Genomic DNA, 18,471 nt, shown 5'->3' on the forward strand with positions numbered 1-18,471 from the left:
TATTAAGTTTCATTTGATAATTAATAAAAAATACATATAAAAACGGAATAACCTATAAACCAAACACATTAATTCTTAGGTGAATTAAAATTACTGAAACAATAAATTTAAGTAATATGAAAATTATTATATTTTCAATTTAGTAGAATAAAATGTGATCCAAAACTCAAACAACGTATCTTTTCATATTCAAAATTCTGAAATCTGACTAGGATGGGCTGGTTATTACTTCACTCTATGAATTATCTCATCATAAAAGTAATCATTCTGTTAGTACCAATTTCCGTTATTTACTACTCCTGCCATAGAAAGGAGAAAAGGCATGAAGAAAAAATCAATAAATCAAAAGGATGTTGATAATCTTATTAGATTAGTCGGAGGGCAGGAGAATATTGCCTCCGTAACCCATTGTATCACCAGGCTCAGATTTGTTCTTAATACCCCGGAAAACGCTGATGCTAAGGCCATTGAAGAGTTACCAATGGTGAAAGGCTGTTTCACTAACGCCGGGCAATTTCAGGTCGTCATCGGAACGAATGTCGATATTTATTATAAAGCTTTGCTTGCCGCAACCGGGAAGCAGTCAGCAAATAAAGAAGAAGTTAAGCAGGCTGCACGACAAAATATGAAATGGTATGAAAATGCAATTTCACATTTTGCTGAGATCTTCTTCCCATTATTGCCAGCCCTTATCAGTGGCGGTCTGATATTAGGCCTTCGAAATCTGATCGGCGGCATTCCATTTAGTGACGGAAAATCTCTTGCCGATATATATCCAATCTGGCAAACCATCTATAATTTCCTCTGGCTTATCGGTGAAGCCATATTTTTCTATCTCCCTGTCGGGATCTGCTGGTCTGCCGTTAAAAAAATGGGTGGAACGCCCATTCTGGGGATTATTCTGGGGATCACGTTAGTCTCGCCACAATTAATGAATGCCTATCAACTGGGGCAACAAATCCCAGAAGTCTGGAATTTCGGCTGGTTTACCATCTCCAAAGTAGGTTATCAGGCACAGGTTATTCCTTCTCTGATGGCTGGATTAGCCTTAGGCTGGATTGAAATACGCCTGAAGAAACTGGTGCCGGATTATCTTTATCTGGTGGTTGTTCCGGTTGTTTCCCTGCTGCTGGCCGTTTTCCTTGCTCATGCAATCATCGGCCCGATTGGGCGTTCAATCGGTGATGGTGTGGCCTGGTGCGTCAAAGGGCTGATGACCGGCAGTTTTGCTCCAATCGGTGCTGCCTTATTTGGCTTCTTCTATGCTCCGCTGGTGATTACCGGTGTACATCAGACGACGCTGGCGATTGACCTGCAAATGATCCAAAGCACGGGTGGAACACCTATCTGGCCGATTATTGCCCTGTCTAATATTGCTCAGGGTTCCGCTGTTATCGGCATCATCTGGGCAAGTAAAAAACAAAATGAGCGGGAGCTTTCCGTTCCTGCGGCAATTTCAGCCTACCTCGGTGTTACTGAACCGGCCATGTATGGTATTAACCTGAAATACCGTTACCCGATGTTCTGCGCAATGATTGGTACGAGTCTGGCGGGTTTGTTATGTGGGCTAAACCACGTGACTTCCAATGGTATCGGGGTGGGAGGTATACCGGGTATTCTGTCCATCAAGCCTCAATTCTGGATGATCTACCTTCTCGCTATGCTGATTGTGATTATTGTCCCAATGGCACTGACTGTGCTGATGTATCGCAGGAACGAACGCAAAGAAGAATTGATCAACAATGAAGCCGCGGGTTAATAGGATATAGTTTTATAAGGTATTGTTATGACTGAACAACAACCGTGGTGGTTAGACAGCGCTATCTACCAGATTTATCCAAAGAGTTTTCAAGATAGTACAGGAAATGGTACTGGTGATATTAACGGGATCACCCAACGTCTGGATTATTTACAGCACCTCGGAGTAGGTGCTATCTGGATCACCCCTATTTATCCATCTCCACAGGTGGATAATGGTTATGATGTTGCCGACTACTGCGCAATTAATCCTGAATATGGCACGATGGAAGATTTTGATAATTTGGTGGAGAATGCCCATCGCCGTGGCATTCGCATCATTTTAGATATGGTTTTCAACCATACTTCAACGGAACATCCGTGGTTTAAGGCCGCGCAGGACGCAAATAATCCTTACCGTCAGTTTTACATCTGGAAAGAAGGTAGCGGGCAGGATAATCCCCCTAATCACTGGAAATCCAAGTTTGGCGGCAACGCGTGGCAATGGCATGCAGCGAGCCAGCAGTATTACCTCCACCTGTTTGCCGTCGAACAGGCTGATCTGAACTGGGAACATGAGCCCGTTCGCGCTGAGCTGAAAAAAGTCTGTGAATTCTGGGCTGGCCGCGGTGTTGATGGACTGCGGCTAGATGTCATTAATCTTGTCTCAAAACAGCAGGCCTATCCTGATGATGATCGTGGTGATGGGCGTCGTTTTTATACCGATGGCCCACGTATACACGAGTTTTTGCAGGAAATGAGCCGTGATGTTTTCCAGCCTAAAGCGTTAATGACTGTCGGTGAAATGTCTTCTACAAGCCTTGAACACTGTGTCCGTTATAGCGCGTTAAGTGGGAATGCACTCTCCATGACATTCAATTTTCATCACCTGAAAGTTGATTACCCGAATGGGGAAAAATGGACACATGCGAAACCAGATTATATTGAACTGAAAAAGATCTTCTCAGTCTGGCAGCAAGGGATGCATCAGAAAGCATGGAATGCTCTTTTCTGGTGTAATCACGATCAACCCCGCATTGTGTCCCGATTCGGGGATGAAAACCAGCACCATAAAGCATCTGCCAAAATGTTAGCCATGGTGCTGCACGGAATGCAGGGAACACCTTATATCTATCAAGGTGAAGAGCTTGGTATGACCAATCCTCACTTTAAACGCATTGAAGAATATCGGGATATTGAAAGCCTGAATATGTATCAGGAACGCATCGAACAAGGTATGTCTTCAGAAGAAATACTGACAATTCTGGCGCAAAAATCCCGTGATAATAGCCGAACGCCAATGCAATGGGATAACACTGACAATGCTGGGTTTACCGCTGGTACTCCGTGGATAGCGACCAGCGATAATTATCGTGAAATCAATGCAGAATCCGTATTACAGGACAAAGATTCTGTATTCTACTGCTATCAGGATTTAATTCAGTTAAGAAAAACGCAGCCCATACTGACTTATGGTGATTATCTGGATCTTTTGCCTGAGCACCCTTCTCTGTGGTGCTATCTGCGACGCTGGCAGGATCAGACTTTACTGGTTATTGCCAATCTTAGTGATGAAACACAGCATTGGTCACCAGAGTCTGAACTTACACAAAAAGAGTGGCAGGTATTAATCAGTAATTATCCATCACCCGTCACAGTGGAAAAAGAAATTAAGATCAAACCTTATGAGTCGGTTTATTTAATTTCAACATAGCAATATTATTTATGCATCTTGATAATGCATAATACATTGTTTACATGCCACTTAAAACATCATGCCTCACAGAATAAAAGTGAGGCATGATATAAATTAAAAACAAAACTAATATATAAATCATCATACTCCCACCAGCAAAAATAAATTTCCAGATAAAACCTTACCTTTATTAATCCCTGCTATACTTAAAATGAAAAATCATATATCTATTTTAAAAATCACAATTTTGTTGGTGGATTTTTTCACCATATTAATAATCTCCCCGAAAGTATGATTTTAAAATACGACACAGATAATAAAAAGGTAATAAAAATGGAATCATTAAAAAAATACATATCATATGTTTTATATTTAAGCATCATGCTTATTGCAGGCTGTTCATTAACCAAAGACAATACATTTTCACATATTCACAAAAAAGAGATGGGGAAGCACATTGATAAACCATCTGTATATTCTGCATATTATAATATGTATATGTTAAATGCCAGTAAGACTGCTGTGGTTAAAATTAAACGTGATCAATATGAATGTATGTATAATGCCGGGCCAGAAGATGAATTTACTTTATCTCGTTATGAGGAAAAAAACTTCAATTTAGAAGATGATGATAATATATTTCATAATTGCAATGCATCAGCTAAATGGGTGACATGGAATATTGAATATGATGCACCAAACGGAGAACAAAAATATTGTAGTGTAAAATTACTGACAGACTATCTCGATATGGAAGATGGATGGAGAACTTATTTTTATCCAACACCGGGGACAAATTGTCAGGTTCCGGTTAACTTTGTTTGTGATGATAGTGAGTCAAATTGTCGTGATGGTTATATCAGTCATGATTCATCTGTAAACGCCCTGGTGATAACCGAATAATTTATATATGAATTAAGATGATTTATATATAATTGAGTTAGCACATTCTATATATCTAAACTCAACGATGATGAACACAAAACGATGATGGCACAGCCTGAAAACCTGTGCCATACTTATTCCGATTACCTATTCGTCGGAGTATCTTGCTATGTGTTATGCAAAATATTTAACCTGTCTTGGTATCAGTTGTCTGGTTTTCTCTTCTGCCATACAAGCCGAACCCCCCACATTTCAATTATCTCAGAATCAGCAAAAATACCTTCAACAACAAATTGATAAACAAGTTATCGATAAATCAGCACTAAAAGATATAAATAAGTGGTCAGATGCTAAAAAAATCGCTGAATTTATTTGCCGTCCTTTTGCTTTACCTATTATTCAACAACATCACAAAGATGCCGATAAAGTTTTCCTTGGTGATGTATCACCAGATAGCATCAAATTAATGAGTTCCTCAGAATTAGTCGGGGCTGGTATGTATCGGACCGATAATGGCTGGAAAAATATTCAATTCTCCTGCAAACTCGATGCAACCGGTAAACCACAATCCTTCAATTATGAAGATGCCAAAGTACCCAAATTACCAATGGGGCCGGGGCCTGTCGTTCCTCCGGATAAGGAAAAATAATGCGGTATATGCTGTTTTTATTATTCCTGCTGTCGCCACTCAGCCTCGCAGCCAGCTTTGATTGTGCAAAAGCCAAAGCCCCTGATGAAAAGGCAATTTGTGCCAGCCAGAAGCTGAATGATTTGGATGTAGAGATGAGTGTGAAGTATCACTTCCTACGCGGATTATTTGCAATGGGTGTATCAGGAGAGATGTATAATAGCCAGCAGGCATGGCTGAAACAGCGTCAGCAATGTGGAGCTAATATATTCTGCCTGACCAATAGTTATCGCCAGCGAATTAATCAATTGGATACGCTTTATAACTCAATAGAGAAACCTATCTAAAATCAGATTTATTATTTAAAACTTTTTATTAAGCCAGCATTTAAATTTGCTGGCTTTTTATTTCCCCTGCCACTTAATTTATTCTGTCATTTGATTTTATTTTTTATTCTTATAACACCACTTCGCAGATCACTGATATAAAAAGAACATTATTATTCAAAGAAAAATGCGGCTTTTAAATTTAACTCACGATATCTTATCCCCGTCTTTCAACAACAACTCCTTGGGACATCGGTATTGCCCAATTACACTAATACTAATAAGGTGCTCATTATGACTAATCCATTATTAGATTTTTCTGGACTACCAAAATTCGCTTCTATTAAAGCAGAACATGTTGTACCCGCGGTGAAAGAAATGCTGGCTAAATATCGTCAGGTAATTGAGAAAGTGGTGAACGAAAATAGTCAATTTACCTGGGATAATTTATGTCAGCCAATCTCTGAGGCAAGAAATCAGTTTGAGCGCGTCTGGTCTCCTGTATCTCATCTCAATTCTGTCAAAAATACACCGGAATTCCGGGTGGCTTATGAACAATGCCTGCCAATGAATTCTGAGTTCTCGACCTGGATGGGTCAACACAAAGGGCTATATCAGGCTTATAAATCACTGAAAGAAAGTCCTGAGTTTGAAAAACTGTCTCAGCCGCAGCGTAAGGCTGTAGAAGATAAGCTGCTTGATTTCACTCTATCCGGCATTGCATTACCGGAAGAGAAACAAAAACGCTACGGTGAAATCACGGCTCGCTTGTCTGAGCTGAGCGCCCGCTTCGGTAACAATGTGCTGGATGCCACAATGGGTTGGACAAAGCTCGTCACCGATGTCTGCGATCTGTCTGGTTTACCTGAAAACATAAAAAGTTCAGCCAAAGCTGCCGCTAAAGCGAAAGATTTAAAAGGCTGGTTACTGACGCTGGATCCGCCAGTCTACAGTGCAGTGATGAGCTATGCAGATGACTGTGAGCTGCGTGAAGAAGTCTATACCGCTTATATGACCCGTGCTTCTGATCAGGGTATGAATGCCTGTAAGTGGGACAATAACCCGATTATGGAAGAAATTCTCGCGCTACGTCATGAACTTGCTCTGCTGTTAGGTTTTAAAAACTACGCTGAAAATTCTCTCGCAACCAAAATGGCGAAGACAACTAAGGAAGTGCTCGATTTCTTAAACGGTCTGGTTGACCGCGCCCATGGACAGGGGGAAAGGGAGATGGAAGAACTTTGCGAGTTTGCCCAATCCCACTACTGTGTTGATGAGCTGGAAAGCTGGGATGTAAGGTATTACAGCGAAAAACAAAAACAGCACGATTTCTCTTTTGATGAAGAGCAGCTGCGTGCTTACTTCCCGGAAAAACGTGCCATTGAAGGGCTGTTCGAAGTTGTTCGCCGCATTTATGGCATTACCGCCAAAGAGCGTAACGATGTAGAAATCTGGAATTCTGATGTCCGTTTCTTTGAGCTTCATAATGATAAAGAGGAACTGCTTGGTAGTTTCTATATGGATCTCTATGCCCGCGCAGGTAAAAAAGGCGGAGCATGGCAAAGCAGCTATGTTGACAGAATGCGCCTTGCTTCCGGCGAGTTGCAGAAACCCGTTGCTTTCATTAACTGTAACTTCAGTGGGCCTGTAGGCGGTAAACCCGCACTGTTTACACATTCTGAAGTTTCAACGCTGTTCCACGAATTTGGACACGGTCTGCAAACACTGCTGACTACGATTGACACTCTGGATGTTGCCGGTACTAACGGCGTACCGTGGGATACGGTAGAGTGTCCGAGCCAGATTATGGAGAACTGGTGTTGGGAAGCGGAAGCACTGGAATTTATCTCCGGTCATTACGAGACAAATGCACCTCTGCCGAAAGAAATGCTGGATAATATGCTGGAAGCGAAAAATTATCAGGCAGCAATGAAGATGCTACGACAATTAGAATTTGGCCTGTTTGATTTCCGTTTACATGTTGAATATGACCCGGAAGAAGACGCTCAGATCCTGCCGATACTGGAGTCAGTGAAAGAGCATGTTGCTGTCGTTCCGTCATCAGACTGGGAGCGCTTCCCGAACTCTTTCAGCCATATCTTTAACGGTGGCTATGCAGCTGGCTATTACAGCTATATGTGGGCTGATGTACTGGCAGCAGATGCTTATTCACGCTTCTCTGAAGAGGGTATTTTCAACCGCACAACCGGTCAGTCATTCCTTGATGATTATCTGGGGCGCGGTGGTTCAGAAGACCCTCTGACACTGTTTATCCGCTTCCGTGGCCGCGAACCAAAACTGGATGCACTGCTGAAAAGACTGGGCATTACCGGATAGTTATTTGTTTAATCAATAATAAGGCGCTGATAGCAGTGCCTTATTTCAGTTATGAACAAATATGATCCGAACCCTATATTCAGATCACCATTATTGGATAAATTACTTTCTATCTAATATACCCGTCGCCTTTCAAGCTGCCTCTTTGTTGGCTACGTTCACGCACCCCGGTCACATAGTTTTCTATGCTCCCGGGGATGTGTTCCTTCGCCGCCGCGATGCAACTTGAAATCCATAGGGTATAGATTCAGTCGGTTAATAACATAATTAAAAAATAGGTTTTAAAGATAATTTTTCATATAAAATTTATCAATGAGCCAGCACAGTCATCTGCTGGCTTTTTTATGATGACTATTTTACCTGTGTTGCCACCCAAAACAGGTCGCATTGACTCTATCAATAAAATGTCACTATTATGACAAAAGCACACGAAATAGACCATATTTTTGCTACAATAGTAGCAAAAATAGCAATATGAGGTATTCGTATGTTTTCTCTCTACACCGCCTATGATGTGCAACATGAATTAAAAGATTTTATCAAGCGGCAACGGAAACAACAAAAATCGTCTGTTGAAGAGTTAGCCAACCGTTCCGGCGTACCTTATAGCACTATCAGAAAATTTGAGCGTACCGGTAATATTTCATTACGACAGTTCCTCATGTTATTGGAGGCAGTGGACGGACTGCATTCCCTGCATGAACTCACTAAAGAACGTCCGCGTGAACCAACCACCATTGCTGAGGTACTGAAAAATGCTTAATACCCCTCTGAATGTCAGGAGAAAATTATCCGATGGCAACAACGTGCTAGTCGGGCAATTAGCAGAGAATAAAACAGGGGTTTATTTTCAATATGATGAAACCTATCTTACAGCTCATCCTAAATCTCTTTCTCCATTTTTGATTAACGCGGATACTTCATTACAAAAAGCCCCAAAAGAACCTCATTATGGGTTACATGGCGTGTTTGGTGACAGCCTGCCCGATGGCTGGGGGCTGTATTTAATGGACCGTGTGTTTCGGGAAAATGGCTATAATCCCAAAATGGTGACAGCATTGGAACGACTGGCGTATCTTGGTGAGCGGTGCTCTGGAGCGCTTTATTATGAACCTGCTACGCACGCTTTCAGTCCAGATGAAAGAGATATCGATATTATTACGCTTGGCAAAGAAGCCGTTAAAGAATTTGAAGGTATAGACTCTCATTTTCTGCATTCTCTGATAGATGCCAGTGGTTCAGGTGGTGCTCGTCCCAAGCTCAATGTGACAAAATGTACAGATGGTCGATTTTCAACCCGGACTGATGTCATTGGGGAAAAGCTAATTATCAAACTAACCTCTGCGCAATTTTCTTTGAAATACTCGGAAAGCCTTGTTGAATATGCCTATATGAAAATGGCCAGAAATATTGGGATCGAAGTACCTGATTTCGAATTACTGGATGTGGGAAATGGTCATTTCTGGTTACAACAAACACGGTTTGATTGTTGCCCGGGGCAAGGTCGCTATCACATGATTTCAGCGTGTGGACTGCTGGATGCACCTTTCCGGGAGCCTTCTTTGGATTATGTTGACTTAGTTAAAGTCACAAGACATTTATGTGGTGTACAGGAAGCTAAGAAACTAGTGAAACGTGCTCTATTTAATTATCTGACCGTCAATCAGGATGACCACGCCAAAAATTTTGCTTATTTGGCTGACGATGCTGACAACTGGCGTATTTCACCATTTTATGATGTTGTGTATATGCCATCTCCTTATGGTGAACATATGACTTCATTTAATGGTAATGGCAAAATAATTACTTCTTCTGCATTAGAACAATTGGCAGGGCAGGCTGGATTTTCTTCTATTAATCCGTTAATAAACATGCTCGAAGAAATTTATGCTGAAACACGCCGTTTTCCGGTAATTGCTCATGAGTTAGGCATTGATAATACCGTAGCGACAACCATTGCCCTGCATATGGAGCAGAAATGGCTGGATCTAAAACTATGACATTAGCGGCATACGAAACTAAGCATTGAACTCACGCTATTTTATCCCCATCTATCACCCATACCCCATAATGGGATATCAGGCTGATAACAGCTTATACCCACATGCAAAGATAAGGCGCTCATTATGACTAACCCGTTACTGACATCTTCAGTATTGCCTAAGTTCGCTGACATTAAACCTGAACATGTCGTTCCTGCCGTAAAAGAAACGCTGGCAAACTACCGTCAGGTCATTGAGAAAATTTTAACTGAGAACTCCGCTTTTACCTGGGATAGTCTGTGCCAGCCGCTTTCTGAAGAGCAAGATAAACTTTCCCGTATGTGGTCGCCAGTCGGGCACCTGAATTCAGTCAAAAATAGCCCAGAGCTTCGTGAAGCTTATGAACAAAGCCTGCCTCTGCTCTCCGAATTCAGCACCTGGCTTGGGCAGCATAAAGGGCTATATCAGGCTTATAAATCACTAAAAGAGAGTGAGATTTTTAATTCACTGTCCCAGCCACAACGCAAGTCTATCGAAGATACTCTGCGTGATTTTGAATTATCCGGCATTGGTCTACCGGAAGAAAAACAGAAACGCTACGGTGAAATTGCAGCCCGTATGTCAGAGCTGGGTTCCCAGTTCGGCAATAACGTACTGGATGCCACGATGGGCTGGACGAAACTCATTACCGATGAAAACGATCTGGCTGGTTTACCTGAAAGTGCCAAAGCTGCTGCCAAAGCCGCCGCAGAAGCCAAAGAGCAGGAAGGCTGGTTACTGACGCTGAATATGCCAAGCTATCTTCCCGTCATGGCGTATGCTGATAACCGTGAACTGCGTCAGGAAATGTATTACGCCTACACGACTCGAGCGTCTGATCAAGGGCCAGATGCCGGGAAATGGGACAATAACGCTATTATGGCGGAAATGCTGGCATTACGGCATGAACTCGCTCAATTGCTGGGTTTCGCAAGCTATGCAGAAAAATCCCTTGCCACCAAAATGGCGAAAAATCCTCAGCAGGTACTCGATTTCCTGAATGATCTGGCTAACCGTGCGCATGGTCAGGGCAAGAAAGAGCTGGAAGAACTGACAAACTTTGCCCGTTCACATTACGGTGTTGATAAGCTGGAAGCCTGGGATGTCACCTACTACAGCGAAAAACAGAAACAGCATCATTTCTCCATTGATGATGAGCAACTGCGCCCTTATTTCCCAGAACAACGTGCCGTTGAAGGGTTGTTCGAAGTTGTTCGCCGCATTTATGGCATCACTGCCAAAGAGCGTAACGATGTAGAAACCTGGCATTCTGATGTTCGTTTCTTCGAACTGTATGATGAAAAGGGGGAACTGCGCGGTAGCTTCTATCTGGATCTCTATGCCCGTGAGCATAAGCGTGGTGGCGCATGGATGGATGACTGTGCCGGCAGAATGCGTTTTGCTTCCGGTGAATTGCAAAAACCTGTTGCTTACCTGACCTGTAATTTCAATAAGCCAGTGGGTGATAAACCTGCTCTGTTTACTCACGATGAAGTGATAACGCTGTTCCATGAATTTGGTCACGGCCTGCACCATATGCTGACCGAAATCGAAACACTGGATGTTGCCGGCATTAACGGTGTTCCGTGGGATGCGGTAGAACAGCCAAGTCAGTTTATGGAAAACTGGTGCTGGGAGCCGGAAGCACTGGCGTTTATCTCCGGTCATTACGAGACGAATGAACCTCTGCCACAGGAAATGCTGGATAACATGCTGGCAGCGAAGAATTATCAGTCCGCGATGTTTATCCTGCGTCAACTGGAGTTTGGGCTGTTCGATTTCCGCCTGCATTCTGAATATGATCCGGCAAAAGGCGCTCAAATCCTGCCAACGCTGTACTCCGTGAAAGAACAGGTTTCTGTTGTGCCATCACCAGAGTGGAACCGTTTCCCTAACTCTTTCAGCCATATTTTTAATGGTGGCTATGCCGCAGGCTATTACAGCTATTTATGGGCTGATGTACTGGCAGCAGATTCCTACTCCCGCTTCTCCGAAGAAGGTATTTTCAGCCGTACAACCGGTCAGTCATTCCTCGACAATATCCTGTCCCGTGGCGGTTCTGAAGATCCAATGACGCTGTTCATCCGCTTCCGTGGCCGCGAACCAAAATTGGATGCCATGCTGAAAAGTGCTGGGATCACGGGATAATTTGTGTGGAAACTCGCGTGAAAATTTGTTTAATTTGCGAACAGGGCGCTGATAGCAGCGCCTTATCTTATTTGGCTGAACGCTGGGGTCTGGTACACGATGAAGATTCCGTTATGGCCTTGGTTCTGACCCCCGAGCGGCTGGAACTGCGTAAACTCGATGAGCCGAAGCTGGGCGGAATTTATGTTGATTTCGTGACCGGAACAATGGCACATCGCCGCCGCTTTGGAGGCGGACGCGGTGAAGCCGTTGCGAAAGCAGTCGGCATCAAGAAAGATTATTTACCCACAGTCGTTGATGCCACAGCAGGGCTAGGAAGGGATGCTTTTGTTCTGGCCTCAATCGGTTGCCATGTCAGAATGCTGGAACGCAATCCGGTCGTTGCGGCATTGCTGGATGACGGGCTACAGCGCGGTTATCAGGATGAAGAAATCGGCGAGTGGCTGAAGGAACGCATGACCTTAATCCACGCTTCAAGTATTACCGCCCTGACCGATATCACTCCGCAACCGGATGTGGTTTATCTTGACCCGATGTATCCGCATCGACAAAAAAGTGCTCTGGTCAAAAAAGAGATGCGTGTATTTCAGTCTCTCGTAGGTGCTGATGAAGATGCTGATGCGCTGTTAGAACCAGCCCGTACTCTGGCAAAGCGCCGCGTTGTAGTGAAACGACCTGATTACGCCGAACCAATGGCAGGAGTGAAAGCATCCGCCGCCATTACTACCAAAAACCACCGGTTTGATATTTATCCTTGTTGATGACACACCACCATCCCCATTAAATATATTTATTTTTCAGGTATTCATACCTGAAAAATAAATACTCCACAGTTATGTTTTAAATAAGAAATAAAACAGTATATAAATTGTTATGCTTTTGTTTAGCGTTCGTATAAATAACTAACTCTATACTCCGGAAGTCATCACTCTTTTAGATATGACATCTCATTTGAAAAATAAGGAGATACCATGAGCAAATTACAACGTGAAATAGCAGAAAATAAATCTCAAATAGTCAATTCAGATAAAAATAAAACTCAGCGAAAAGAACTCGTTGATGGTCTATTAGATACAGTTTCCGGTGGCTGGGTGAATGCCTTTGGAAATTGGAGTAAGTCTCTGTAATAATCATAAAATAAATAGGAGAGATGTGTTTATCTCTCCTATTTATTCATGGAGATGTGACGATGGCGATAATAAAAAATGAGAAGATTAAACATCTTGAAATAATTCTAAAAGTCAGTGAACGATGCAATATTAATTGTACTTACTGTTATGTATTTAATATGGGAAATACATTGGCTGCTGACAGTGCTCCAATTATATCTCTTGATAATATAGCGGCACTGAGAGGATTCTTTGAACGTTCTGTAATAGAAAACCATATTGAGGTAATTCAGGTAGATTTTCACGGTGGCGAACCACTGATGATGAAAAAAGAACGTTTCAATCAAATGTGTGAGATTCTCCGCGAGGGTAACTATGGTAACTCTCAGCTAGTTTTGGCATTACAGACCAATGGTATTTTGATTGATGATGAATGGATTGCTCTTTTTGAAAAACATCAGGTTCATGCAAGCATATCTATAGATGGACCAAAACATATCAATGATAGGCATCGATTAGATCGAAAAGGCAAAAGCACTTACGAAGGAACAGTTAATGGCTTACGTATGCTGCAAAATGCGTGGGCGCAAGGACGTATTCCGGCAGAACCAGGAATTCTCTCTGTGGCAAATGCTAACGCCAATGGAGGAGAAATTTATCATCATTTCTCAAAAGAACTCAAATGCCAGCGTTTCGATTTCCTCATACCTGATGATCAACATGCTGATAGCACTGACGCCGAAGGTATTGGCCGATTCCTCAATGAAGCGCTTGACGCCTGGTTTGCTGACGGTCAGCCAAATATTTTTGTCAGGATCTTTAACACATATCTGGGGACAATGCTTAATAGCCAGTTTCACCGTATTATAGGCATAAGTGCCAATGTTGAATCGGTTTATGCTTTCACTGTGACTTCTGATGGTCTGCTCCGTATTGATGACACCCTGCGATCAACCTCAGATAAAATATTTAATCCCATTGGACATGTCAGAGAATTAACTCTCTCAAGTGTGCTCGAATCAACTAATGCTAAAGAATATTCTTCCCTGAATAGCGAATTACCTGAAGATTGCAATGACTGTATATGGAGTAAAATCTGTCATGGTGGTCGTCTGGTTAACCGTTTTTCACCAACCAATCGCTTTCATAATAAAACGGTTTTCTGTCCATCCATGCGGGTTTTTCTCAGTCGCGCTGCATCACACCTGATTGAGGCTGGTGTTAGTGAAGAAACAATAATAAAAAATATCCAACAATAAAAATAGCGAATTACAACAATGATAAAATTTAATTATTGGTTATCTGTTCTGTCATTTTTTGCCTTAGCCATTTTATCAAAGAATTCCGTCGCTAATAATTCTATTGATAATTTAGAAAAACCTATAACTCTGAAGCTGAGCTTTGATAAATATTCTGTTCCCTATTCAACATTTATTATTGATGGACAGCCAGTATATGCAATGATTGATACAGGCTCTTCTATGGGGTTTTATCTTTACGAATCTCAGATAAACAAAATCAAAGGACTCAAAAAAGAAAATATTTATCACAGTACAGATTTAACCGGTAAGGTTCAGAAAAACATAAAATATTCAGTCAGCTCATTAAACGTAAATAATATGGAATTTAAAAACGTGAGCATTACTCCATTTAAACCGTGGGGGCTGCTAGTTTATAAAAAAGGAAATTTACCCGATAAACCTGTTGTGGGTCTTGATGCTTTTAAAGATAAACAAATAACATTAGATTACATCTCTAATTCACTCACAATAAAAAATAGCGTTACCGATAAAAACAAGCCACCAAAAGGGTTTACAGAACTTCCTTTCCAGAGATCTTCCAGTGGAATGGTTTTTGATGTCGAGCTATCTGGTCATAAATACCACATGATCCTGGATACCGGTGCCACCGTATCGATGATATGGCGTGAAAGACTTAAAGCCTATGCACCAACAAGTTGCCTCGTGGTGAATCCGGAAATGGATAATAAAGGATGTGAAGCCACAATGCTTACAGTTAAATCAGTGACCGGAAAAGCAGAACAGTTCGGGGCTGTAATTGTTGACGGACATTTTCAGCATATGGGAAAAATTGATGGCCTTCTCGGAAACAGCTTTCTCCGAAACCGAAAATTAATCATAGATTTTAAAAATAAAAAGGTCTTTTTTTCCGATGAGCACAGAAAAGCATGAAAACTCCATCTATCGTGCCGAAGCTCTGCAACATAAACAGGAGGGATGGCTTGGCGTATCTTATCTGGATATTCCATCCAGCCTCTCCATTTGTATTCTGACAGGCATGCTGACTGTTGCTTTTATTGTCTCAATCATCATATTCGGCTCTTATAGCGAAAGAGTTAACGCCACCGGTAATGTCATTTATGACCCTCCGGCTGTGTCACTCATTGCACAAAACAATGGCATCATTATTAATTCAGTCGCTTCAGAAAAGAAATTCATTAAGCAGGGTGAAGTTATTTTTTCTGTGAGTGATGAAACTGAAACTAATCTTGGTGCTACTAAATTTGAAATAGAAGAGAGTTTGAAAAAACAACGGGATATACTGTTGAAAAAAATTAATATTATCACCACCGAAGCTGAGGAAAATAAAACTTACTTTATTGAGAGAATAAAAAATAAAGAGCAGGAAATAAATAGTTTAAATATTCTGATAAAAAATGCGGAAGAACAGAGGAAATGGTTCGAAAAAAAATCCGGCTTATATGAACAATTACGCAAAAAAGGCCTTGCGCGTGATTCTGAATTTATTGACAGGAAGAAGGATTATTATTCAGCTATAGTAAATCTCTCATCTGCAAAGGTAAAAATAATTACCCTACAAGGAGAGTTGCTGGATTTGAAAAATAAAATATCAGCGACGGATAGGGAGTCGGATTCAGCGAAAAAATTAATTACAGCTGAAATTGCTGGCATAAAACAAAAAATTCTGAATATAGAAAAGCAAAGAGAATATCTGATTGTCGCACCATTTAATGGAAAGATAACCAGCGTGACAGCCCATAAAGGCGAGAGAGTAAAAGCAGGCCAACAAGTCGCCGTCATCGTTCCCCTGGCTGCAAGGCCAAAAATTGAACTGCTTTCTTCATCCGATTCTCTCGGCGATGTGGCTGATGGACAACAGGTAAAAATGAGGATAGCAGCGTATCCATATCAATGGTATGGAAAGGTTGCAGGAGTCATCGAAACAATCTCAGAAGCCCCGGTCAATATCCCTCCATCCACTCAGACCAATAGTGAAGGTAAAGCACTTTTCCGCATAACTGTGCGGCCAGTTATGACAGAACAACAAAAATCACTCTCTCTTCTGCCGGGTATGAAAGTAGAGACAGAGATATATGTAAGAACCAGAAAGAATTATGAATGGCTCTTTATGCCAGTGAAGAGGGTATATGAAAGAATATGTGACAACACACAATAAGGATACACGATATAAAATCAGTGGCTTTTTCGAGTTTTTCACTAAAAAACTACCTGTAATCATACAAACCGAGGTGACAGAGTGCGGATTAGCCTGTTTAGCCATGATTGCAAGCTGGCACGAACGGGAAACTGATGTTTACAGCATGAGGAAAATTTTCGACGTATCAAACAATGGCATGTCATTAAGACAACTCATCACAGTAGCAGATAGAATAAATATGAATGCCAGAGCCATACGCCTTGATCTCGAAGAACTCAGAAACGTCAGGCTTCCATGTATTCTGCACTGGTCCTTTAATCATTTCGTCGTGCTAAAAAAAATCACAAAGAAAAACGCCGTTATCCATGATCCTGCCTTAGGGAAAAAAATCATTTCCCTAAAAGAGTTGTCAAATAAATTCACGGGAATAGTTCTGGAAGTATGGCCACGCTCTGATTTTAAAAAGGAAAAAGTGAGTGAAAGTATCACTATCACAGATATGTTCCGGGGTGTAGCTAATCTTAAAAGTACGCTGCTAAAAATCATTCTGATATCACTTTTTATTGAGGGGCTAGCCCTCTCAATTCCCCTCAGCTCTCAATTTATTATCGATATTGTTTTGCGATCCAGTGACTTCGAAATGCTGAATCTGATTGTTATTGGCGTTATTTTTCTACTTATTCTCCGCTCTGCACTCAGCATTATCCGGGCCTGGACCCTGATGGCGATGCGCTACTCTTTGGGAATACAGTGGAGTATAGGTTTTTTTAACCAGTTACTGAGCCTTCCGTTAACATTCTTTGAAAAGCGCCATGTAGGAGATATAGCGTCCCGGCTGACATCACTCAATGAAATTAAAGAAGCCTTCACCGCAGAAATGCTGACTTCCTTGCTTGATGTGCTCATTCTACTAACTCTGATAACGCTAATGTTTTGTTACAGCGCGCTTCTGGCTTTTATTTCGCTGCTCATTATCTTTATTTATCTCAGCGTAAAACTTGCCCTCTATAACACATACAAAAGTGCCCGAGTTGAGGCCATTCACAATGAAGCATTACAGTCATCTCATTTCCTTGAAACAGTACGAAATGTGGCATGTGTCAAAGTATTTTCCCTGACAGAAAATCGGCGTATGACATGGCTTAATAAAGTTATTAACACAGCTAATGCCAGAGCTCATTTATTCAAGATAGATCTGATAAACCAAACCCTGTCAGGGTTTCTCACAGGGCTTTCATCAGCAACGATTTTATTCTTTGGTGGTAATCTCATGGAACATGGCGCAATAACAACAGGGACTCTATTCGCCTTTATGCTCTACGCTAATATGTTTCTTACCCGCTCTATTAAAGTGATCAATTCACTTTTTAATTTTCGCCTTATATCAATACACTCAGATCGCCTAACGGACGTTGCAATCGCAGAAACAGAGGACGCTTGGTATTCAAAAAACTTAGTTCCGCTTGAGGCTGTGGAAGGCCGGATAACGCTCAATAATCTCTCCTATCGTTACGGCGAAGCTGAACCCTTTATTTTTAAAGATATCGATCTGGAAATTAATGCAGGCGAAAATATCGCAATTATCGGGCCGTCGGGTTGTGGTAAATCCACTCTTCTCAGAATAATGGCCGGCTTAGCCCTTCCCCAATCAGGAGGTGTATTGATTGATGGAACCAGCATACGACAGATTGGTATTGACGAATATCGGCGACATACCGCATTTGTGATGCAGGAAGACAAACTTTTTGCGGCTTCTCTGATGGATAATATTTCCTCTTTTGATCCTCAGCCCGACTTTGAATGGATGTATGAGTGTGCTAAAGCAGCAGCAATCCATAACGAAATTATAGCTATGCCAATGCAGTACGAAACAATGATAGGTGATATGGGGAGTATTCTTTCAGGAGGACAAAAGCAGCGCGTATCTCTGGCCAGAGCACTTTATAAGCGCCCACGAATCCTTTTTCTTGATGAAGCAACGAGTGACCTCGATGTATTTAATGAACGAAAGATCAATAACGCGATAAAACAGATGCCCATCACCCGCATTTTTGTAGCACATCGGCCTGAAACGATTGCTGCCGCAGATAGAATATATAATCTAAAAGACAAAACTTTTACGGAATTTGCCAGATCCGGCACTGTTTTATTCTGATTGTACTTA

Annotated in this window: 15 protein-coding genes; all 15 read left to right on the plus strand. The window is 41.7% G+C overall.

Going from position 1 to position 18,471, the window contains the following annotated elements; genetic code table 11:
- Window positions 1-322: 322 nt before the first annotated feature.
- The 15 genes from treB (at window position 323) to AACS90_RS09310 (ending at window position 18,462) form a co-directional block, all read left to right on the plus strand.
- Window positions 323-1,759, plus strand: a complete 1,437-nt coding sequence (treB, locus tag AACS90_RS09240) for a PTS trehalose transporter subunit IIBC (RefSeq protein ID WP_099120403.1) — start codon at window positions 323-325, stop codon at window positions 1,757-1,759.
- A gap of 27 nt (window positions 1,760-1,786) precedes the next feature.
- Window positions 1,787-3,451 (plus strand): alpha,alpha-phosphotrehalase, encoded by a 1,665-nt coding sequence (gene treC, locus AACS90_RS09245; RefSeq protein ID WP_099120404.1) that lies wholly within the window; start codon window positions 1,787-1,789, stop codon window positions 3,449-3,451.
- A 315-nt stretch (window positions 3,452-3,766) separates the two neighbouring features.
- Entirely contained in the window at window positions 3,767-4,336 is a 570-nt protein-coding gene (locus tag AACS90_RS09250) for a hypothetical protein (RefSeq protein ID WP_099120405.1), read from the plus strand.
- 151 nt (window positions 4,337-4,487) lie between these two features.
- A complete protein-coding gene (locus tag AACS90_RS09255) occupies window positions 4,488-4,967 on the plus strand; it encodes a hypothetical protein (RefSeq protein ID WP_099120406.1) in 480 nt (159 codons plus the stop codon).
- On the plus strand, window positions 4,967-5,293 hold the full coding sequence (locus AACS90_RS09260; protein ID WP_099120407.1) for a lysozyme inhibitor LprI family protein: 327 nt from the start codon (window positions 4,967-4,969) through the stop codon (window positions 5,291-5,293). Before AACS90_RS09255 ends, AACS90_RS09260 begins: the two co-directional genes overlap by 1 nt.
- Window positions 5,294-5,566: 273 nt before the next feature.
- A complete protein-coding gene (prlC, locus tag AACS90_RS09265) occupies window positions 5,567-7,609 on the plus strand; it encodes an oligopeptidase A (RefSeq protein WP_099120408.1) in 2,043 nt (680 codons plus the stop codon).
- A gap of 487 nt (window positions 7,610-8,096) precedes the next feature.
- Window positions 8,097-8,372, plus strand: coding sequence for a helix-turn-helix domain-containing protein (locus tag AACS90_RS09270; RefSeq protein ID WP_099120409.1), 276 nt, complete (start codon window positions 8,097-8,099; stop codon window positions 8,370-8,372).
- Window positions 8,365-9,609 carry a type II toxin-antitoxin system HipA family toxin gene (locus AACS90_RS09275; protein ID WP_099120410.1) on the plus strand — a complete coding sequence of 415 codons (1,245 nt, stop codon included), beginning with the start codon at window positions 8,365-8,367 and terminating at the stop codon, window positions 9,607-9,609. Before AACS90_RS09270 ends, AACS90_RS09275 begins: the two co-directional genes overlap by 8 nt.
- 126 nt (window positions 9,610-9,735) lie before the next feature.
- A complete protein-coding gene (prlC, locus tag AACS90_RS09280; RefSeq protein ID WP_099120411.1) occupies window positions 9,736-11,778 on the plus strand; it encodes an oligopeptidase A in 2,043 nt (680 codons plus the stop codon).
- 17 nt (window positions 11,779-11,795) lie between these two features.
- Window positions 11,796-12,539 (plus strand): 16S rRNA (guanine(1516)-N(2))-methyltransferase RsmJ, encoded by a 744-nt coding sequence (rsmJ, locus tag AACS90_RS09285; RefSeq protein WP_099120412.1) that lies wholly within the window; start codon window positions 11,796-11,798, stop codon window positions 12,537-12,539.
- Window positions 12,540-12,749: 210 nt separating this feature from the next.
- A complete protein-coding gene (gene xyeA / locus AACS90_RS09290) occupies window positions 12,750-12,905 on the plus strand; it encodes a XyeA family cyclophane-containing RiPP triceptide (RefSeq protein WP_099120413.1) in 156 nt (51 codons plus the stop codon).
- 62 nt (window positions 12,906-12,967) lie between these two features.
- Entirely contained in the window at window positions 12,968-14,146 is a 1,179-nt protein-coding gene (xyeB, locus tag AACS90_RS09295) for a cyclophane-forming radical SAM/SPASM peptide maturase XyeB (protein ID WP_099120414.1), read from the plus strand.
- Window positions 14,147-14,164: 18 nt separating this feature from the next.
- On the plus strand, window positions 14,165-15,079 hold the full coding sequence (locus tag AACS90_RS09300; protein ID WP_099120415.1) for a hypothetical protein: 915 nt from the start codon (window positions 14,165-14,167) through the stop codon (window positions 15,077-15,079).
- Window positions 15,080-15,185: 106 nt separating this feature from the next.
- Window positions 15,186-16,325, plus strand: coding sequence for an HlyD family secretion protein (locus AACS90_RS09305; protein WP_241538167.1), 1,140 nt, complete (start codon window positions 15,186-15,188; stop codon window positions 16,323-16,325).
- Window positions 16,297-18,462 carry a peptidase domain-containing ABC transporter gene (locus AACS90_RS09310; RefSeq protein ID WP_099120417.1) on the plus strand — a complete coding sequence of 722 codons (2,166 nt, stop codon included), beginning with the start codon at window positions 16,297-16,299 and terminating at the stop codon, window positions 18,460-18,462. Before AACS90_RS09305 ends, AACS90_RS09310 begins: the two co-directional genes overlap by 29 nt.
- Window positions 18,463-18,471 lie beyond the last annotated feature (9 nt).

Origin of the sequence: Xenorhabdus sp. KK7.4, from assembly GCF_963876465.1 — a bacterium.
Taxonomy (GTDB): domain Bacteria; phylum Pseudomonadota; class Gammaproteobacteria; order Enterobacterales; family Enterobacteriaceae; genus Xenorhabdus; species Xenorhabdus stockiae.